At 68.1% G+C, this 19,199-nt stretch carries 17 protein-coding genes; 12 read left to right on the forward strand and 5 right to left on the reverse strand.

All coding sequences use genetic code 11. The features are described 5' to 3' along the window. Positions 1 to 31 precede the first annotated feature (31 nt). From cpaB to C0481_RS17175, 9 genes are all read left to right on the forward strand, one after another. Positions 32 to 895, forward strand: coding sequence for a Flp pilus assembly protein CpaB (gene cpaB, locus C0481_RS17135; RefSeq protein ID WP_293406023.1), 864 nt, complete (start codon positions 32 to 34; stop codon positions 893 to 895). Next, complete coding sequence (locus C0481_RS17140) at positions 892 to 2,349, forward strand: type II and III secretion system protein family protein (RefSeq protein ID WP_293406025.1); 1,458 nt, start codon at positions 892 to 894, stop codon at positions 2,347 to 2,349. The genes cpaB and C0481_RS17140 overlap by 4 nt, the downstream gene beginning before the upstream one ends. Further along, complete coding sequence (locus C0481_RS17145) at positions 2,346 to 3,029, forward strand: CpaD family pilus assembly lipoprotein (protein ID WP_293406028.1); 684 nt, start codon at positions 2,346 to 2,348, stop codon at positions 3,027 to 3,029. Before C0481_RS17140 ends, C0481_RS17145 begins: the two co-directional genes overlap by 4 nt. Further along, on the forward strand, positions 3,029 to 4,519 hold the full coding sequence (locus tag C0481_RS17150) for a CpaE family protein (protein WP_293406030.1): 1,491 nt from the start codon (positions 3,029 to 3,031) through the stop codon (positions 4,517 to 4,519). The genes C0481_RS17145 and C0481_RS17150 overlap by 1 nt, the downstream gene beginning before the upstream one ends. Beyond that, positions 4,520 to 6,043: a CpaF family protein gene (locus C0481_RS17155; protein ID WP_293406032.1), complete on the forward strand. Its 1,524-nt coding sequence runs from the start codon at positions 4,520 to 4,522 to the stop codon at positions 6,041 to 6,043. It abuts the gene before it with no gap. 6 nt (positions 6,044 to 6,049) lie between these two features. Further along, entirely contained in the window at positions 6,050 to 7,027 is a 978-nt protein-coding gene (locus C0481_RS17160) for a type II secretion system F family protein (protein WP_293406177.1), read from the forward strand. Positions 7,028 to 7,031: 4 nt separating this feature from the next. Then, positions 7,032 to 8,018 (forward strand): type II secretion system F family protein, encoded by a 987-nt coding sequence (locus tag C0481_RS17165; protein WP_293406034.1) that lies wholly within the window; start codon positions 7,032 to 7,034, stop codon positions 8,016 to 8,018. A 49-nt stretch (positions 8,019 to 8,067) separates the two neighbouring features. Further along, a complete protein-coding gene (locus tag C0481_RS17170; RefSeq protein WP_293406036.1) occupies positions 8,068 to 8,253 on the forward strand; it encodes an oxidoreductase-like domain-containing protein in 186 nt (61 codons plus the stop codon). Between the two features lie 200 nt (positions 8,254 to 8,453). Beyond that, complete coding sequence (locus C0481_RS17175; protein ID WP_293406038.1) at positions 8,454 to 9,731, forward strand: glycosyltransferase family 87 protein; 1,278 nt, start codon at positions 8,454 to 8,456, stop codon at positions 9,729 to 9,731. A 75-nt stretch (positions 9,732 to 9,806) separates the two neighbouring features. Here the strand turns inward: C0481_RS17175 and C0481_RS17180 are convergent, their stop codons facing one another. Then, positions 9,807 to 10,634, reverse strand: a complete 828-nt coding sequence (locus C0481_RS17180) for a TauD/TfdA family dioxygenase (protein ID WP_293406040.1) — start codon at positions 10,632 to 10,634, stop codon at positions 9,807 to 9,809. An 81-nt stretch (positions 10,635 to 10,715) separates the two neighbouring features. On the opposite strand from C0481_RS17180, the gene C0481_RS17185 reads away from it, so the two are divergent. Next, positions 10,716 to 11,396: a Crp/Fnr family transcriptional regulator gene (locus C0481_RS17185; RefSeq protein WP_293406042.1), complete on the forward strand. Its 681-nt coding sequence runs from the start codon at positions 10,716 to 10,718 to the stop codon at positions 11,394 to 11,396. Here C0481_RS17185 and C0481_RS17190 read toward each other — a convergent pair. After that, positions 11,393 to 12,286 (reverse strand): NAD(P)/FAD-dependent oxidoreductase, encoded by an 894-nt coding sequence (locus tag C0481_RS17190; RefSeq protein ID WP_293406044.1) that lies wholly within the window; start codon positions 12,284 to 12,286, stop codon positions 11,393 to 11,395. The two genes, C0481_RS17185 and C0481_RS17190, sit on opposite strands and share 4 nt — an antisense overlap. Before the next feature lie 104 nt (positions 12,287 to 12,390). On the opposite strand from C0481_RS17190, the gene C0481_RS17195 reads away from it, so the two are divergent. Next, positions 12,391 to 12,828, forward strand: a complete 438-nt coding sequence (locus tag C0481_RS17195; RefSeq protein ID WP_293406046.1) for an Rrf2 family transcriptional regulator — start codon at positions 12,391 to 12,393, stop codon at positions 12,826 to 12,828. Here the strand turns inward: C0481_RS17195 and C0481_RS17200 are convergent. From C0481_RS17200 to C0481_RS17210, 3 genes are all read right to left on the reverse strand, one after another. Beyond that, complete coding sequence (locus C0481_RS17200) at positions 12,825 to 14,639, reverse strand: NAD(P)/FAD-dependent oxidoreductase (RefSeq protein WP_293406048.1); 1,815 nt, start codon at positions 14,637 to 14,639, stop codon at positions 12,825 to 12,827. The genes C0481_RS17195 and C0481_RS17200 overlap by 4 nt on opposite strands. A gap of 155 nt (positions 14,640 to 14,794) precedes the next feature. Continuing rightward, on the reverse strand, positions 14,795 to 16,315 hold the full coding sequence (locus C0481_RS17205; protein ID WP_293406050.1) for a FlxA-like family protein: 1,521 nt from the start codon (positions 16,313 to 16,315) through the stop codon (positions 14,795 to 14,797). Positions 16,316 to 16,322: 7 nt separating this feature from the next. Further along, positions 16,323 to 17,915 carry an L-serine ammonia-lyase gene (locus C0481_RS17210; protein WP_293406052.1) on the reverse strand — a complete coding sequence of 531 codons (1,593 nt, stop codon included), beginning with the start codon at positions 17,913 to 17,915 and terminating at the stop codon, positions 16,323 to 16,325. Positions 17,916 to 18,207: 292 nt separating this feature from the next. Between C0481_RS17210 and C0481_RS17215 the strand changes: the two genes are divergently transcribed. Beyond that, the gene (locus C0481_RS17215) at positions 18,208 to 19,179 is read left to right on the forward strand and encodes a DUF2971 domain-containing protein (protein WP_293406054.1); all 972 of its coding nucleotides are present in this window, start codon (positions 18,208 to 18,210) and stop codon (positions 19,177 to 19,179) included. Positions 19,180 to 19,199 lie beyond the last annotated feature (20 nt).

The raw sequence follows: 19,199 nt of genomic DNA on the forward strand, positions 1-19,199 counted from the left end.
ACCCGCTTGCGCGGAGCCTCGAGCACCGACCATGGGTTCTGCCCGCATCGCCCTGTTGGCCGTCGCCGCGATCGCCGCCATCGGACTGGCCTTCATCGTCCGCGGCATGGTCACCCCCAAGCGGCCTGACGCGGTCGCCGCCGCTCCGCCGCCGAAGCCTGTCGTCCAGGTGCTGGTCGCCAAGCGCGAGTTGCCGATCGGCACCCGCCTGACCCCGGCCGACCTCGGTTGGCAGCCCTGGCCGGCTGATGCGCTCAACGCCGCCTTCGTCACCGATGGCGCCTCGCCGGCCCTGCCGGCCAAGATGCCCGACAAGGCGGTCCAGAAGGCGGCCCGCGCCGCCAACGATCTGGTCATGCCGCAGGGCGCGATGCAGGCCTTCGAGGGCGCCATCGTCAAGGAAGCCCTCGCCGCGGGCGAGCCGGTGGTGGCCCGCAAGGTGGTCCGCGCCGGCCAGAGCGGCTTCATGGCCGTGGTGCTGCAGCCGGGCATGCGGGCCATGGCCGTGCCGATCAACGCCGAGACCGCCGCCGGCGGCTTCATCCTGCCGGGCGACCGGGTCGACGTGCTGCAGAGCCGCTCGGACTCCAGCAGCGGCTCCAAGACGATGCTGACCGAAGTGCTGATGCGCAACGTCCGCGTGCTGGCCATCGACCAGAACATCGAGCCGGCCAAGGACGCCCGCACCATTGTCGGCGGCGTCGCCACCATTGAGATCCCCGCCACCGACGTCGAGGTCATCGCCCGCGGCAAGGCCCAGGGCGAGATGCAGCTCGCGCTGCGCTCTTACGCCGACATCGGCGGGCCGCCGGGCCGCGGCATCGCCAGCCGCGCCTCCGCCCAGGGCGTGCGGGTGTTCCGCGCCGGGCAGGTCACTGAGGTCGCCAATCCATGACGCTGCGCCGCACCCTCATCGCGCTCGCCGCCTTCGCCGCCGCCCTGGCGCCGGGCGCCGCGTTCGCTCAGGCCGCCGAGGCCGCCGCCCCGGCCATGGCCGCGGGCCTGGCCGCCCAGTCGGCGGTGGTCCGTGTCAACCTGACCGGCGGGACCGCCTCCCAAGCGCTGAACCTGCCGACCGGCAAGTCGGCGATCATCGAACTGCCGGTCGATGTGCGCGACGTGCTGGTGACCAATCCGGGCGTCGCCGACGCCATGCTGCGCTCGCCGCGACGGATCTTCATCCTGGGGCTCAAGAGCGGGACCACCGACGCGGTGTTCTTCGATTCCGCCGGCCGCCGCATCCTGGCGCTGGATATCCGCGTCGACCAGGACCCGACCGCCGTCGCCCAGACCATCAACCGGATCGTGCCGGGGGCCCGCGTTCAGGTCGACTCGATGAACGAGAGCCTGATCCTCTCGGGCCAGGTGGCGAACCTGGCCGACGCCGACAAGGCGCTGCAGATCGCCCGCGCCGCGGTCGGCAAGCCCGAGCAGGTGATCAACATGCTGGCCGTGGCCGGCAAGGATCAGGTGATGCTCAAGGTGCGCATCGTCGAGATGCAGCGCAACGTCATCAAGCAGCTGGGCTTCAACCTCAACGCCATCCTCGGCGAACTGGGCGACACCCAGTTCCTGCTCGGCACGACCTCCAGCTTCGCGGTCAACGGCGCTCTGCTCGGCGGCGGCAGCGCCCAGGTGCGTGAGATCGGCGGCAAGTACCAGGGCGATGCGACCGTTCACGCCTTCGAGCGCGTGGGTCTGGTCCGCACCCTGGCCGAGCCGACCCTCAGCGCGGTCTCCGGCGAGTCGGCGAGGTTCCTGGCCGGCGGCGAGTTCCCGATCCCGGTGGCCCAGGACACCAACGGCTCCGTCAGCGTCCAGTTCAAGCCGTTCGGCGTCGGGCTCGGCTTCACGCCGATGGTGCTGTCGTCGGGTCGAATCGCATTGAAGGTATCGACCGAGGTGTCGGAACTGACCAGCCAGGGCGCCTTCTCGGTCAGCACGCCTGGCACGGGCACGGCGCTGACCATTCCGGCCCTGACCGTCCGGCGTGCGGAGACCGCGGTCGAGCTGCCCTCCGGCGGCTCGATGATGATCGCCGGGCTTCTGCAGGAAAAGACCAAGCAGAACATCGACAGCCTGCCCGGCATGACCACGCTGCCGGTGTTGGGAACCCTGTTCCGCTCACGCGACTATCTGGCCGGCGAGACCGAGCTGGTGATCCTGGTGACGCCCTACATTGTCGACGCAACCAGCCCCAGCCGCCTGCAGACCCCGGCCGACGGCCTGAAGATCGCCGACGATCCCGCGACCGTGCTGATGGGCTCGCTGATCAAGGCCTACAACGCCAATCCCCAGGCGCAATCGGGGCGCAACTATCAGGGGCCGCACGGCTACGTGATCGAATGAGCGCACTTCGCCTTTCCGTCCTGTTGTTTGCCGGCGCCGCGTTGAGCGCGTGCGCCAGCGGCCCGCCCCGCGCGCCCGAGCTGTCGCGCGCCGAGGCGGCGCGCACCCCGACCGAGCTGTGGGCGGCCGACGTCCGGCCGCAGCCCGAGGAGATCCGCCTGGCGGTCCACGCCCAGGGCATGTCGTCGACCCAGCAGGACGCCCTGGCGCGGTTCGCGGGGGACTGGCGGCTCGGCGCAGGCGGACCGATCACCCTGCGCGCCCCGGTCGGCGGGCCCGATGCGGCGACGGTCTCGCGTGCAGCCGAAGGAGCCCGCGCGGTGTTGGCCAGCTACGGCGCGGAGGTCCGCATCCAGGGCTATGAGGCCAATGGCGACCCGCGAGCGCCGCTGATCGTCGCCCGGGAGGGCTACGCCGTCTCCATCCCCCGCTGCGGCGAGAGCTGGGACAATATCTCGCGCTCGGCGTCGAACCACGTGCAGTCCCAGTTCGGTTGCGCGGTGACCGCCAACATGGCGGCCCAGATCGCCAACCCGGCTGACCTGCTCGGCCCCGCCGCCATCGATCCGGCTGACGCCCAGCGCCGCGACGTCGCGCTCGGCAAGTATCGCAAGGGCGAGGTCACCGCCTCGGCCGCCGACAGTCAGGCGCGGGGTACGGTCTCGCAGGTGGTGAACTGATGAACCCGCAGCAGGGCCAAGATCCCTTCGATCTCGACTTCGACGCCGACGACGAGTTCGACGCGCCGCAGGACGCGGCCTGGCGCGAGCCGCCGCCGGCCGCCGCGGCGGATCCGTTCGCCGACCCCTTCGCCGACCTGCCGCCGGTGCGCGAGAGCGCCGGCGCTGAGTCGCGGCTCGAGGCCGCCGCCGAGGACGACTTCGACGACGCCGCCGTCGTGCCGCCGCTGCCGCCCGAGCGGCCGGCCGCCAATCCGGTGCACGACATGATGGCCGGGGCCGAGGCGGCCTTCGGCGAGGCCAGCCTGCCGCGGATCACCGTCCACATCTACTGCGCCAACGCCGAGACCGCCGAGTTCGCCGAGGTCGCCGCCGCCGACCGCCGCATGGAGCGCGGCGTCGTCGTCGTGCGCATGGGCGGTCTGGCCGCCGCGGTCGAGGCCTACCAGAGCCAGGCCACCCCCTCGCTGGTGATGGTCGAGAGCGCCGACCCGGCGCCGGTGCTGCTGGCTCATCTCGATCGTCTGGCCGAGGTCTGCGACCCGGGCACCAAGGTCGTGGTCATCGGCTCGGCCAACGACATCGCCCTCTATCGCGAACTGATGCGCCGTGGGGTGTCGGAATACCTGGTGCCGCCGCTCAACCCGATGCTGCTGGTCCGCACCGCCACGGGCCTCTACTCCGATCCCTCGGCGCCGTTCATCGGCCGCCAGATCGCCTTCTGCGGCGCCAAGGGCGGGGCGGGGGTCTCGACCATCGCCCACAACGTCGCCCACTCGATCACCGAGCGGCTGCAGACCGGCGCGGTGCTGGTCGATCTCGACCTGCCGTTCGGCACTGCCGGGCTCGACTTCAACCAGGACCCGCTGCAGGGCGTGGCCGACGCGCTCAGCCAGCCCGACCGCCTCGACCCGGTGCTGATGGACCGGATGATGGCCCGTTGCACCGATCGGCTGTCGCTGTTCGCCGCCCCGGCCACGCTCGACGCCGACTACGACATCTCGGCCGAGGCGTTCGAGGAGGTCACCCAGAAGATCCGCGGCGCCGCGCCCTTCGTGGTGCTCGACCTGCCGCACGTCTGGACCGCCTGGAAGCGCAAGATCCTGCTGTCGTCCGACGACCTGGTGATCGTCGCGACGCCCGACTTGGCGTCGCTGCGCAACGCCAAGAACATCGTCGATCTGGTGCGCCGCGCCCGGCCCAACGACGCCCCGCCGCGTCTGGTGCTGAACCAGGTCGGGGTCCCCGGCCGCCCCGAGATCCCGGTCAAGGACTTCGGCGAGGCGCTCGACCTCAGCCCCGCCCTCTGCCTCCAGTTCGATCCCAAGCTGTTCGGCCAGGCCGCCAACAACGGCCAGATGATCAGCGAGGTGGGGCCGAAGTCGAAGTCCGCCGAGGGCCTCGACCAGCTGGCCCAGCAGATCGCCCGTCGCGAGCCGCCGCAGGTCCAGAAGACCTCGATGCTCTCCAGCCTGTTCAAGAAGAAGTAGATGTTCGGCAAGCGCCCCACAGAAGGCGGGTCGCAGGCGCCGCGTCAGGCGCCGCCCCCCGCCGCCGAAGGTCCGGCGATCGCCACGCGTCCGCAGCGGGTCGAGCCCGTCGCTCCGGTCGCGCCGGTGCAGACCGCGCCGCCGACCGAGCGTGCGGCGGCCAAGGCGGCCGGTCCCAAGCCGACGCTGGGCTTCGAACAGCTCCGCGCCGCGCAGGGGGCCGCGCCCGCGACCCAGGTCGTGCGCGAGCAGAGCGACTACTACCACGCTACCAAGACCACGATCTTCAACGCCCTGATCAACACGATCGACCTGGCGCAGCTCGCCCAGCTCGACGCCAAGCAGGCCGCCGAGGAGATCCGCGACATCGTCGCCGAGCTGGTGGCGATCAAGAACGTCTCGATGTCGGTGGCCGAGCAGGACACCCTCGTCCAGGACATCATCAACGACGTCCTCGGCTACGGCCCGCTGGAGCCGCTGCTGGCCCGCGACGACATCGCCGACATCATGGTCAACGGCGCCGGCCGGGTGTTCATCGAGGTCGCCGGCCGCGTCCAGCTGACCAATGTCCGCTTCCGCGACAACTCTCAGCTGATGAACATCTGCCAGCGGATCGTCAGCCAGGTCGGCCGCCGGGTCGACGAAAGCTCGCCGATCTGCGACGCGCGCCTTCCCGACGGCAGCCGCGTCAACGTCATCGCTCCGCCCTTGGCGCTGGATGGTCCCACCCTGACCATCCGGAAGTTCAAGAAGGACAAGCTGACCATGAAGAACCTGGTGGAGTACGCCTCCATCAGCCCGGAAGGGGCGCGGGTTCTCGGGGTCATCGGCGCCTGCCGATGCAACCTGGTCATCTCCGGCGGTACGGGCTCGGGCAAGACCACCTTGCTCAACACCCTGACCGCTTTCATCGATCCTTCCGAGCGGGTCATCACCTGCGAGGACGCCGCCGAACTGCAGCTCCAGCAGCCGCATGTCGTGCGCCTGGAAACCCGCCCCCCGAACCTCGAGGGTCAGGGCCAGATCACCATGCGCGACCTGGTCAAGAACTGCCTGCGGATGCGTCCGGAACGGATCATCGTCGGCGAGGTCCGCGGCCCGGAGGCCTTCGACCTGCTGCAGGCGATGAACACCGGCCACGACGGCTCGATGGGAACGCTGCACGCCAACTCCCCGCGTGAGGCGATCAGCCGGATGGAGTCGATGATCACCATGGGCGGCTATGGCCTGCCCTCGAAGACCATCCGCGAGATGATCGTCGGCTCGGTCGACGTGATCATCCAGGCCGCCCGCCTGCGCGACGGCTCGCGCCGCATCACCCACATCACCGAGGTGGTCGGCCTGGAGGGCGACGTGATCATTACCCAGGACCTGTTCGTCTACGAGATCACCGGCGACGACGCCGACGGCAAGGTTCTGGGCCGTCACCGCTCCACCGGCATCGCCCGGCCGCGGTTCTGGGACCGGGCTCGGTACTACGGCCTGGAGCGCGAGTTGGCCGAAGCCCTCGATGCGTCCGAATAGCCGATGCTGCTGACGCTGCTGATCGCGGTTCTCGGGTTCGTCGCCATCGCTGGCGTCGGCCTCGCCCTGGCTGGCGGTTCGACCGCTGACGCCAAGACGCTGAAGCGCGCTCAGGCGCTGGTCGGCGGCGACGAGGTGCGTGAGGCCAACCGCCGCCGGCCGACGGTCAACGCCCAGGAACAGCGCCGCAAGCAGATCCTCAAGACCCTCAAGGACCAGGACCGCGAGCAGAAAAAGGCGCTGCTCAGCATCACCTCCAAGCTGCGCCAGGCGGGCCTGGGAATGAAGGTCGGAACCTTCTGGCTGGTCAGCGCGGGGCTCGCCGTGCTGGTGCTGCTGGTCGCCTGGGCGGTCACCAAGATGCCGCTGGTCGCCTTCGGCCTGGCGTTCGCGGCGGGCCTTGGCCTGCCCCGCTGGGTGGTCGGCGCCCTCGCCAAGTCGCGGATCAAGAAGTTCACCGAAGCCTTTCCCGACGCCATGGACATCATCGTGCGCGGCATCAAGTCGGGCCTGCCGGTGCATGACAGCCTGCGGGTCATCGGCAAGGAGGCGCCCGAGCCGCTGGCCAGCCAGTTCAACCGGCTGGTCGAAGGCATCGGCATGGGCCTGACCATCGACCAGGCGTTGGAGAAGATGCACGCCGAGATGCCGACTCCCGAGGTGCGGTTCTTCGCCATCGTGCTCGCCATCCAGGCCAAGACCGGCGGCAACCTGGCCGAGGCGCTGGGCAACCTTTCGACCGTCATCCGTTCGCGCAAGCTGATGCGCGAGAAGGTCAAGGCGCTGTCGGCCGAGGCGGTGGCCTCGGCGGCGATCATCGGCTGTCTGCCGCCGGCGGTGGCGATCCTGATCTTCATCACCGCGCCCGACTACATGGGCCCGCTGTTCACCGATCCGCGCGGCCGCGTGATGCTGATGGTCGGCGCCTTCTGGATGTCGCTCGGCGTCATGTCGATGCGCAAGATGATCAACTTCAGGCTCTGACGGCATGGTCGAGGCGCTCACCAACCCCGCCAATCTGCTGACCGCCTTCGTGGCGCTGGTCTGCTTCGCCACCATCGTCACCATCGCCATGCCGATGATGGACCGCCGCAATCTCGAGGCGCGGCTGAAATCGGTGTCGACCCGCCGTGAGGAGCTGCGCCGCAAATCGCGCGAGGCCCTGGCCGGCGCTCGCGGCCAGAGCACCCTGCGTCACGTCGACGAGGGGCTCTACAAGAGGGTCGTCGAGCGGCTGCAGCTCTCGCGCCTGCTCGAGGACCCGCAGGTGGTGGACAAGCTGGCCCAGGCCGGCTTCCGCGGCCCGCGCCCGGTCTCCACCTTCTACTTCTTCCGGTTCATCCTGCCGTTCGTGTTCTTCATCGTGGTCGGGGCCTACCTGTTTCTGATCAACGATTTCGGCCTGCCGCCGATGACCCGCTTCTTCTTCGCGGTCGTCGGCCTGATCGGCGGCTACTACGCGCCGAACATCTTCATCAGCAATGTCGCCACCAAGCGCCGCGACTCGATCGTCGGGGCCTGGCCCGACGCGCTCGATCTGCTGCTGATCTGCGTGGAAAGCGGCATGTCCATCGAGGCGGCGATCCAGAAGGTCAGCCAGGAAATCGGCGGCAACTCCATCGAGCTGGCCGAGGAACTCACCCTGCTCACCGCCGAGATCTCCTATCTGCCCGAGCGGCGCCTGGCCTATGAGGGCCTGGCCCGGCGGACCAACCATCCGGGCATCAAATCGGTCACCACCGCGATGATCCAGGCCGAGCGCTACGGCACGCCGCTGGGCGCGGCCCTGCGGGTGATGGCCAAGGAAAACCGCGAGATGCGCATCTCCGCGGCCGAGAAGAAGGCCGCCCAGCTGCCGGCCAAGCTGACGATCCCCATGATCGTCTTCTTCCTGCCGGTGCTGTTCATCGTCATCCTCGGCCCGGCCGCGCTCAAGGTCAGCGACTTGATGCGGGCGAGCGCGGCGGGCGGCTAGACGCGTCCGGGCCTGTTCATCGCCAGGCAAGGCGACTAGACCTTCGGCGGTGAGCACCGCCTCGATCCCGCCGCCGCCGACCCGACCCCACGAGGACGAATGCTGCCGGCGCGGCTGTGATCCCTGCATCTTCGACTACTACGACCGCGCCCTCGACCGCTGGAGCGAGCGCGTCCGTAAGCTGGGCGCCGACCCTGACGCCATCCTCAGAGAGCTATCGCCGCCGGCGCCTTAGCCTCGGTCGCCTCTGGCCAGACATTTCGCCTGCCACTTAAGAAACTATTCAGCACGTTGGCGCGACGTTTCGGGCTCAACGAACGTGTCGGCCGAGAAGCGCTGCGCGCAGCGCAAATGTAGATCGCCCGACAAAGCCGCTGCGGCGCCCCTGTGCGAAGAGTCGGGCGCCGCCTGAAGGCAAATTCAAAGGACGAAGCTGTGGCCCGGGATCATACTGCGTTCGGGGAAAGGATCGGCCGCAGCCGGCCGCTGATCTTCGCCCTGATCCTGACCGGCTGCCTGCTCGCTGCAATATCCGCGGTGCGCTTTCAGGCCCCCGAACTCCTCGGCCTGAAAAAGGTGCTGACCGATTTCGACGCCTTCCATCTCGCGGGCCGGCTGGCGCTCGAGGGCCGGGTGTCGGAGGCCTATCACGCGACGTCGATGTTGGCCGCCCAGCTAGAGATGGCTGGCACGTCCAGTTTCATGCCCTGGACCTACCCGCCGCCTTTCACGCTGGCGATGCAAGGTCTCGCAGGGCTCCCGATCGGCGCGGCGTTCCTGTTGTTCGCCTTGGGAAGCTTCGCCTTCTACACTTGGGTGCTTCGACGCATCGCCGGTCCCTGGCTGCCGGGCGTGTTGGTGGCCGTCGCTCCGACGATTCTTATCAACCTCCGCACCGGGCAAAACGGCTTCCTGATCGCCGGCCTGATCGGCGCTTTCCTGCTGGCGTTCCGCGACAATCGACGCATGGCCGGTCTTCCGCTCGGGTTGCTCATCATCAAGCCGCATCTGGCTGTGGCCGCTGGTCTGCTCGTATTGCTGCATCGCCGATGGTCGGTGGTCGTCATCGCGGGGGTGGTCGCTCTAGCCCTGCTGGCGATCTCCACAGCGGCCTACGGCCTTGGGGTCTGGCTCGATTTCCGCAATGCCGTGAGGGAGGCCGGCCTCTTCCTGGCGGCGGGCTACTATCCGCTCTTCCGCATGAACTCGGTCTATGCCGCCGCCCATAGCCTCGGCGCCGGCCCCGCGGCGGCCATGGCCCTGCAAGTGGTGAGCGCCGTCGTCTCGCTGGGGATCCTGAGCATGGCCTGCATCAAGGGCGTGGCCTTCAACCGCCTCGCCGCCCTGGCCTGCGCTGCGACCGTCTGCGTGAGCCCGTACGGCTACGACTATGACTTGACGGTGCTGGGGGTGGGGATCGCTTTCATTTTCCCTGAGATCATCGCGCGCGGCACAGGTCGGCAGTTCCTGTCGTGGTTCGCCCTGACGTGGCTGGCCTGCGGATACGGCTTGGCCTGGTCGGCCGCGATGCACGACGACGGCTCAGGCGTTACGCTCGACGCGAGCCATAGAGGAATCTCCATCATCGCGCCGGTGCTGTGGCTGCTGTTCTGGCTGACCTATCGCATCCTCACCCGCCCCCCGGCGGTGGAGAATGCGGGGGAGCAGGCGCGCTCTTCACTCCAGGCGGCCGAAGACGCCGCGGCGGCATAATCGACGTTCGACGACGGCGAGCGAGGCTGGCCGCGCATCACGGCCTGCCTCGCGTCGATTAGCGGCCGCCGTCCGCTACGCCGCCAGCGGACCGCCGGCGATGGTGATGCGGTGCATCAGCCGGTGGTGGCCCTGATAGTCGTTCATCGCCTGGTGCCAGGTGGCGCGGTTGTCCCAGATCGCCATCGAGCCGGGCTTCCAAGAGAACCGGTGCACGAATTCCGGCTTCACCGCATGCTGGTAGAGATAGGCCAGCAGGGCGCGGCTCTCCTCGCGGTTCCAGCCCTCGAAGCCCAGCGTGAAGGCCGGGTTCACGTACAGCGCCTTGCGGCCGCTGCCGGGGTGGGTGATCACCACCGGATGCACCGCGCTTGGGGTGTCGGTCTTGCCGGCCAGATGCGCCTGGTCGGTTTTCCCGTAGACGCCGTCCATTCCATAGATGTGCTCGGAGGCGTGGATCGCCCGTAGGCCCGCCAGCGTCGCCTTCAGCCCGTCCGACAGCGCCTCGTAGGCCGCGTACATGTCGGCGAACATGGTGTCGCCGCCGCTCGGCGGGGTGTCGATGGCCAGCAGCACCGAGCCCATCGCCGGCTCGACATCATAGCTGTGGTCGGTGTGCCAGCCGCCGCCGATGTTGGTGGTCTGGGCCTCGGTCTTCTCGACCTTGGCGATCTGCGGGTACTTCTCCGACGGTGGGAAGTAGCGGTTGACCACGATCGGCCCGATCTGCTCGGCGAAGGCGATGTGCTGTTCGGGCGTCAGGTGCTGCCCGTGCAGGAAGGCGACCCCGCGGCGGAAGACGGTCTGCCGGATCAGGTCGATGTCGGCGGCGCTGGCGGCGGGCAGGCTGACATTGGCGATCTCGGCGCCGCAGCCTTCGAGTTCGCGGACGATGGCGGTCATGGTCGCCTCCCTGGCGATTGTATTTTCACGAGCCTAGGAACGCCGCTCGCGCATGATTGTCACCAGGGTTACAATCTTCCCATGCCCGACGATCGCCGCATGGCTTTGGAGGTCCTGACCGCCGCCGGCTGGCTCGCGCCCTATGGGCCGGGGCTGGCCGACGCCCTGCTGGCGGAAGGCCAGCTCGCCCGGCTGGGCGTCGGGCGCTGGGCCCAGGCCGAGGGCGACGAAGAGACCGGCCTGCTGGCGGTGATCGAGGGGGCAGTCGACCTCTACTGCCAGGCGCCCGGCGACCGCGAGGTGCGCTTCAATCAGGCCGGTCCCGGCGCGGCGCTGGGCCAGAGCGTCGCCTTCGGCGGCGGGCCGCGCATCGTCACCGCCGTCTGCGCCCAGGACAGCCTGCTGCTGCGGGTCTCCGACGCCGGGCTTGAGCGCATCGCCCGCACCCGGCCGGAGATCTGGCGCGCGCTCGCCGGCCTCGTCTATCTGCAGCTGCGCGGGGCGGTGCACTTGGCCGCAGACGCCATCTCGCTGCCGCCGCGCCAGCGCCTGGCCTCGCGACTGGCGGCGATGGTCCGCAGTCGCTTGGGCCCGCCGCGGCTGCCGCTCAGCCAGCAGGCGCTGGCCGAGATGATCGGCCTCAGCCGCAAGACCGTGAACGGCCTGCTCGCCGAGTTCGCTCGCGACGGGCTGATCGGCCTCGACTACGGCGCGGTCGAGGTGCTCGACCTGCGCCGTCTCGAGCGGGTGGCGGAAAGCTAAAGCCCGACCAGCGACTGGTGCGCGCCGAACCCGGCCATCGCGCCGGCCGCCGAGGCCAGCGTGCCGTTGTGCATCTGCATCGCCAGGTCGCCGGCCGCATAGACGCCGGCCACGCTGGTCTGCTGCTTCCCGTCGACCCGCACATAGGGGCCGGTCATGCCGTCCTCGAAGGCGCAGCCCAGCTGCGCGGCCAGCGGGCTGGCCGGGCTCGTTTGCGGGGCCACGAACAGCCCGGCGAGCCCGATCTCGCGGCCGTCGGCCAGCCGCGCCGCCGACAAGCGCGGCGCCTCGCCGACCAGGTGCGCGATGGGCGTCGCCTCGATGCTCACCCCGCGCTCGGCCAGCTTCGCCGCCGTCTCGCCGCCGGGCGCCGCCCCGCCCTGCAGGAACAGGGTCGTGGGACCCCACTCGGCGATCAGCCCGGCCTTGAGGGCCAGCGCCGGATCGCCGCCGAGCACGCCCAGCGGCCCGCGGTTCAGCTCATAGCCGTGGCAGTACGGACAGTGCAGCACGCTCCTGCCCCAGCGCTCGGCCAGGCCCGGCAGGTCGGGCAGGGCGTCGCGCACGCCGGTGGCCAGGATCAGCCGCCGCGCCGCCAGCTCCACCCCGTCGTCCAGCTGTACCCGGAAGGCGTCGCATTCCCCCCAGGCGCGGGTCGCCAGCCCGTCGGCGAACTCGACGCTTGGATAGGCGCTGAGCTGGTTGAGGCCGGTGCGCATGATCGCCGCCGGCGCGACGCCGTCCTGGCCGAGGAACCCGTGCGCGGCGTCGGCGAACCGGTTGCGCGGCGCCCCGGCGTCGATCACCAGCAGCTTGCGCCGGGCCCGCGCCAGCTGCATCGCCGCCGACAGCCCGGCGAAGCTCGCCCCCACCACGATCGCGTCGTACATCGTCCATCTCCGCATTCGATACTTTCGAAGTTACGGATATGGGCGCGGCGATCGATTCCGCAACTGATCTTGTTACGATTGTGCGCAGGGGCCATATCTGCGGCATGCGCACCGACAGCCGACTTTCGCGAATGCTGCACGCCCTGATCCACATGGACCGGCTGGGCGGCAAGGCCACCTCAGAGCAGTTGGCGGCGATGCTGGCGACCAATCCGGTGGTCGTGCGCCGCACCATGGCCGGCCTGCGCCGCGACGGGCTGGTGGCTTCGGAGCCCGGGCAGGGCGGCGGTTGGGCGCTGGCCCGGCGCCTCGACGACATCACCCTGATGGATATCTACCGGGCGCTGGACGAGCCGACGCTGTTCGCGATCGGCCAGTCGCAGGACCATCCCGAGTGCCTGGTCGAACAGGCGGTCAACGGCGCGCTGGAGGGAACGCTTAGCCAGGCCCGCGACCTGATCTCCGCGCGCTTCGCGGCCGTCACCCTCGGGGATCTCTCCCGCGATTTCGACGACCGCTTCGCGGCGGGGCGCGGTTCTTAGCGGAACTCCAGCCCTTCGAACTGGCCCGACTTCCGCCAACCGTCGATGTACTGGAAGTAGGCGCTGGCCCCGGCCGGATAGCCGACGTTCAGCTTGGCCGCCGGGCCCGGGTCCTTGCCCTCGTTGTTGTAGTAGCCAGGCGTGCAGTCCGGTGCGCCCATCATCCGGCCCATGCCGCTCAGCATCAGCGCCACCCAGGCGTCCTGCGCCTCCTGGCTGACCTCGACCTCGCGGTGGCCGCCGTCCAGGGCGTGCTTGATCGTGACCGCGATGGTGCGGCCGGAGTCGGTCAGGTTGTGCGGGATGTTCGAGATCAGGTTCGCGCCCTGGGTCGGCTGCACGAAGAAGGCGTTCGGGAAGCCGCGCACGTGGATGCCGTGCTTGGACTTGATGCCCTCGCCCCAGGCCTCTGACAGGGTCAGGCCGTCGCGGCCGACGACCTCGAAGCCCGAGCGGCGCTTGTAGTCGGTGCCGACCTCGAAGCCGGAGGCGTAGATGATGCAGTCGACCTCATACTCTTTGCCTGCGACCACGAAGCCGTTCTCGGTGATCGCCTCGACGCCCGCGCCGTCGGTGTCGATCAGCACCGTGCCCGGGGTGTTGAACGCCTGCAGGTAGGCGTCATGGAAGCACGGGCGCTTGCAGAGCTGGCGATACCAGGCCTTCAGCTTCTCGGCGGTGTCGCCGTCCTGCACGACCGCTTCGGCGCGGGCGCGGATCTCCTCCATCTTTTCGAAGTCGGAGTCCTCATAGGCGGCCAGCATCTTCAGCGGCGTGCGGTCTTCCGGCGCCAGCTGCATGATCTTGGCGCGGATGCGGCGCGACAGGTCGGTCCAGCCGTCCATCACCAGGTCTTCGTCGGCGTTGCCGCCGGCCTGGTTGGCGGTGAAGTTCTCCAGCCAGCGCTGCTGCCAGCCGGGGGTGGCGATGCCCGCGAACCACTCCGGATCGATCGGCGCATTGGCCCGCACGTCCACCGAGGACGGCGTGCGCTGCACGACGTAGAGTTCCTTGCAGGCCTTGGCCAGGTGCGGCACGGCCTGCACGCTGGTCGCCCCGGTGCCGATGATCGCCACCCGCTTGCCGGCCAGCTTCTCCATCAGCGCCCCGCCCGGATCGCCGCCGGTGTAGTCGTAGTCCCAGCGGCTGGTGTGGAAGGCGTGGCCCTTGAAGCCCTCGATGCCGGGAATGCCGGGCAGCTTGGGCACGTGCAGCGGTCCGGTGCCCAGGCCGATGAAGCTGGCGGTGAAGGCGTCGCCGCGATTGGTCGAGATCACCCAGCGCGAGTTCGCCTCGTCCCAGGCGATGTCGGTCACCTCGGTGTGGAACAGCGCCTTGTCGTACAGCCCGAACTGCCTGCCGATCCGCTGGCACTGGGCCAGGATCTCCGGCGCGTGGGCGTACTTCTCGGTCGGCATGTGACCGGTTTCTTCCAGCAGCGGCATGTAGATCATCGAGGCGGTGTCGCACTGCGCACCCGGATAGCGGTTCCAGTACCAGGTGCCGCCGAAGTCGCCGCCCTTCTCGATGATGCGCACGTCGGTCACGCCCTGCTCGGCCAGCCGCGCCCCGGTCACCAGGCCGGCGAAGCCGCCGCCGACAAAGGCGAAGGTCACGTGGTCGGTCAGCGGCTCGCGCTCCACGACGGGGGTGTAGGGATCCTGCGCATAATGCGCGAAGCGGCCGGTCAGCTGTTGGTACTGATCATTCCCGTCGGTCCGCAGCCGCTTGTCGCGCTCAGCGATGTACTTCGCCAGCAGCGCCTGCTTGTCGATCTGGCGCTTGGCGGGCGCGTCGGTGACGGCGGTCATGCAAAATTCCCCAACTTGATCAATCTGTTGCTGCTTGTTCGGCCGCCCGGACAAGGCCGCGCGACCGCTTATCGCGGCTCGTTATTTTTCGAACATACAGTATGTTATCGGCGTTCTGCAATCGCCAAGCGCAGGCGGTCGGCGCGTAATCGATGTCAGAACGCCAGCACCGCCTGGACCATCGGGACCCAGGCCGTCAGGCCGGCGGTGTAGGGGGTGAAGACCCCGCCATAGGGCGTGTCGACCACGCGCATCACCTCGGCGGTCAGCCACATGCGCTCGGTCGGGACGAAGTACCACTTCACGCCGACCCCGGCCTCCCAGGAGTCGCGGAACTCGCCGAACACCATCGAGCCGCGGCCATAGGCCATGACTTTCTCGGGGACGATGAACCCGGCCGCCGACAGCTCGAAGCCATGGTCGAACATGCTGTCGATCGGCATCGGCCCGTCGGCCTTGAAGTCGTCGATCCAGCGGAAATAGTACTGCCCGTTCAGCGACCAGCCGTACTTCTTGAGGCCCAGGTCGATGGCCCACATCCGGTAGGTGGCGTTGTCCACCGTCACCCCCGGCGCGAAGGCGCCGGTCGCGAACATCAGCACGCCGTCGGAATTGTGCATCGAGGTGTTCTCCGGGCTCGACTGGTCGAGATCGGAGAAGCGGTCTTCCCGCGCCCAGGTGTACGACGTGCCCAGCCGCATGCGCAGGTTCGGCGCGGCGTAGTAGTCGTCGTACATGTTGCGCGACTTGCCAGGCGGCCCGTAGTCGCCGAGCGGCTCCCACCAGACGCTGGCCGAGGCCATCAGGTCCTCGTCGATCTTGGCCGCCGAGAGGTTCAGCGTGTTCAGGCCGTTGCCGACGAAGGCCAGGTAATTCAGCTTGTAGGGCAGGGCGCCGTTGGCCCAGATCCCCTGCGTGAACCCGGGGCGGAAGAAGTTGTCGGCCATGCTGCGGTCGGTCGACTGGAAGAACGGGAAGGTGTTCACCAGCGAGCGGCTGCCCGGCACGCCGGTATAGCCGCCGGTCAGGGTGAAGGCCTTGTTGAACTGCCAGCCGATGTTGCCGGCGATGACGATCGAGTTCGATCCGGCCGAGGTCCAGACCGTCGAGCTGTAGCGCAGCCGCGGGTCGAAGATGTAGCCGCCGAGGATGAACATCGTGCGGTTGACGGTGATGTCGTTGCGCAGATTGACGCCGCGCTCGACGCCCAGGTGATCGGTGAAGGTGTCGTCGCCCGAGGTGGTGTTCAGATACCGGACCTGCGAGTTGATGTTGTATTTCAGCAGGAAAGGAACGTCGGCGTCCGGCGGCGTCTGCCAGATGACGATGCCGTCCTGATAGCGCTCGGCCAGCTTCTGCCCCATCGACTCACTTGAGGCTTTTGCGACGGGCGGCGGGGCCAGCGCCGTCTGGGCGGGCGGGGTCGCCGTCGGGGGCGGGGCGGGCGGCGCGGCGCTCGCCACCGGCCGGGCGTCCAACTGCTGCTGCAGCCGGCCGAGCGTCTGTGTCAGCGCCTGCTGCTGCTCCTGCATGGCCCGCAACTGCGCCTGCAGCGCGCTGACCTGCTGCTGCAGCTCGGCGTTCGTCGCCTGGGCCTGGGCCTGGGCGCTCGTCGCGAACGCCGCGGCCAGCGCGCCGACCGCGAACGCCTGCGCGACTGACGCCCCCGGCCGCATCGGCGTCTCAGCAAAGCACGAGCGAAACCGCCAGGCCGCCTTCGGAGGTCTCCTTGTACTTGGAGTTCATCTCCTTGGCGGTCAGGGCCAGCGCGTCGACCGTCGAGTCGAAGTCCACCCGGCGGTTGGCCGGGATCTCGTTCTTGGCGATCAGATAGCCGGTCCAGGCCTTCACCGCCCCGAACGCGCAGCGCTCGATGCAGGGGATCTGCACGAAGCCGGCCACCGGATCGCAGGTCATGCCCAGGTGGTGTTCCAGCGCGCCCTCGGCGGCGTTGGCCGCCACCTGCGGCGGGTCGCCATAGGCCTGCGCGATGGCCGCCGCGCCCATGGCCGAGGCCACGCCGATCTCGGCCTGGCAGCCGCCCTCGGCCGCCGACAGGGTGGCGTTGTGCTTGCAGAGATAGCCGACCACCGCGCCGGCCAGCAGCGCTTCGCGCAGCTTCTCCTTCGACATCTTCGCCCCGCTCGGGCCCAGCGAGTAGATGACCGCCGGCAGCACCCCGGCCGAGCCGCCGGTCGGGGCGGTGATCACCAGGTGGCCGCGGGCGTTCTCCTCCGAGCCGGCCAAGGCGTAGGCCGAGACCAGGCCGATCGCGCGGCGCGCCTCGCCTTCCTGCTTCAGGGCGCTTTCATGCACGTCGTGCGCCTTGGTCTTCAGCTTGATCGGTCCGGGCAGGGTCGAGGTCGGGGCCGCGAGCCCGGTCTTCACCGTCGCGTCCATGGCCCCGAGGATCTTGTCGAGGAAGGCGTCGATCTCGGCGTCGCTCTTGCCGGAGATCGCCTTCTCGTTTTCCCGCGCCAGCTGCGCGATCGTGATCTTGTCGCGATTGCAGTACTCGATGACCTGGCTGATCCGCTCGTACGGATACTTCGGCGGGTTCTTCTTCGGCGGCTCGTAGCCCTTCCACTCGATGAAGCCGCCGCCGACCGAATAGTACTCCTGCTCCAGCAGCACCTTGTCGCCGGCCAGCAGCTTGGCGGTCATGGTGTTGGGATGGTGGAAGTCGCCCTTGGTGGCGTCATAGACGATGTTCTTCAGCGAGACCGGGATCTCCTTGTTCCCGAGCTTGACCTTGAAGGTCTGGTTCGGATCGGCGGCCAGGCTGTCGAGGAAGGCCGGATCGACCGTCGCCGGCTCCTTGCCGATCAGCCCGGCCAGCGCCGCGCGCTCGGTGCCGTGGCCCTTGCCGGTGGCGCTCAGGCTGCCGAACAGGTTCACCTGCAGGGCTGTGGCCTGGTTCAGCTGGTCGGCCGGCAGCTTGGCGGCCCGCTGATAGAAGTCATAGGTGATCCGCATCGGCCCGATGGTGTGCGACGACGACGGGCCGGGACCGACCTTGTAGAACTCGTCCACTAGGGTCATCACCGGACCCTTGGACTGCTTGACCACGTTCAGGCTCGGACTGAGCTTGACCGAGTCCTGCGGCGAGGTCGCCGGCGTCTGGGCGAAGGCCGCGATCGGCCGCCCGGTCAGGGTGGCGATCGCCGCCGCCATGGCGCTGCGCACCATGAACGCACGCCGATCCGAGCCGGCGGGCGGCTCGCTGGTGTCGAGTTGCGGAACGGGATTGTCTTGAACGACATCTTCGCTGGCCATCACCCTGCGCCTCTTGAAGAAATCAGGAAGCTGGAGGATGCGGCCGAAAGCTCGGGCGTAGCATAGGGTGAAGTGCGTAGGCGCCCTGCGCGTTTCCCCTAAGGACTCGATGCCTGGGGTCTTGCGCGGGTAGGTGCAGGCGGGCGGCGGGGCAGGGACTGGGGATGGAGCGTTGCGAGAAGCTCTTTGAGTTTGCGCTTCGCTTTTTCGTGCCTCCGCTCATATTGCGGCGGGGTAGACTTCGCTATGTATTATACATTGGCCGTTCGCCTTAGTTATATTGAGGATATATATGCATAGTGTTCTAGATGATCCCGAGGAAGTTGAGTTTCAGCGCCTGTTTTTCCCGTCAGTGTTAGAGAGACTTACTGAAATTCACGCGCGCGATGGAAAGTTTGTGCACTACACCTCAGCCGAGGGGGCTATGGGCATAATTCAGAGCAAATCCATTTGGATGCGCAATGCGGTAACAATGAACGACTACTCAGAGATTGAGCACGGTCTGAAATGCTTGTCGTTCGCGCTGAAAGACGAACCCGTTGGTGGTCGGCTGAAGAAGATCCTGAATGATGTTCATGCCGGCGCGTGGGACGCGTTGACCGCGGCCTATGACCGATGGCTACCGAATATGAGGGCGAACACTTACCTCACCAGTGTCTCTGAGCACCTGGCGAGCGAGGACGACAATGGCCGACTCTCGATGTGGCGCGCATACGGTTCAACTCGGGGTGTGGCGCTTGTACTTAATCTAACTCCGTTTGCGGCTTCGTCAGATGCGCTAGGCGCAAATTCACATCCGGTTGAATATGCTGATGAAGCGCAGTTCTCGAAGTCGTTCGCCCGAATCGTGGACAATGTGGAGGGGTCAATTGAGTTAATTGCTTCGCGCCAGCCCGATTGGATTATCGATTGTCTTCTCACGGTCTTTCGCTACGCGACCCTTTGCACCAAGCACCCAGGATTTGCAGAAGAGCGCGAGTGGCGAGTGATTTACTCGCCCATGATTATGAAGTCTCCGGTTATCAATCAAAGCATACGCGCTATATCGGGTGTTCCGCAGGTAATTCAGTCGATACCGCTAATAGATTCTCCGATCGATGGTCTTGTCGGTGCGGATTTGAATGGCCTCATACATCGACTAATTATTGGACCAAGTCAGGATCGCTTCGCCCTATGGCAGGCATTTGTCTCGCTGCTGGACGATGCCGGAGTCGATAGTTCGTTTCGCCGAGTGCACGCGTCAGGAATTCCTCTGAGGACGTGAGGGCGTGGGCACCCCCATTG

The organism is Phenylobacterium sp., from assembly GCF_013822795.1.
GTDB lineage: Bacteria > Pseudomonadota > Alphaproteobacteria > Caulobacterales > Caulobacteraceae > Phenylobacterium.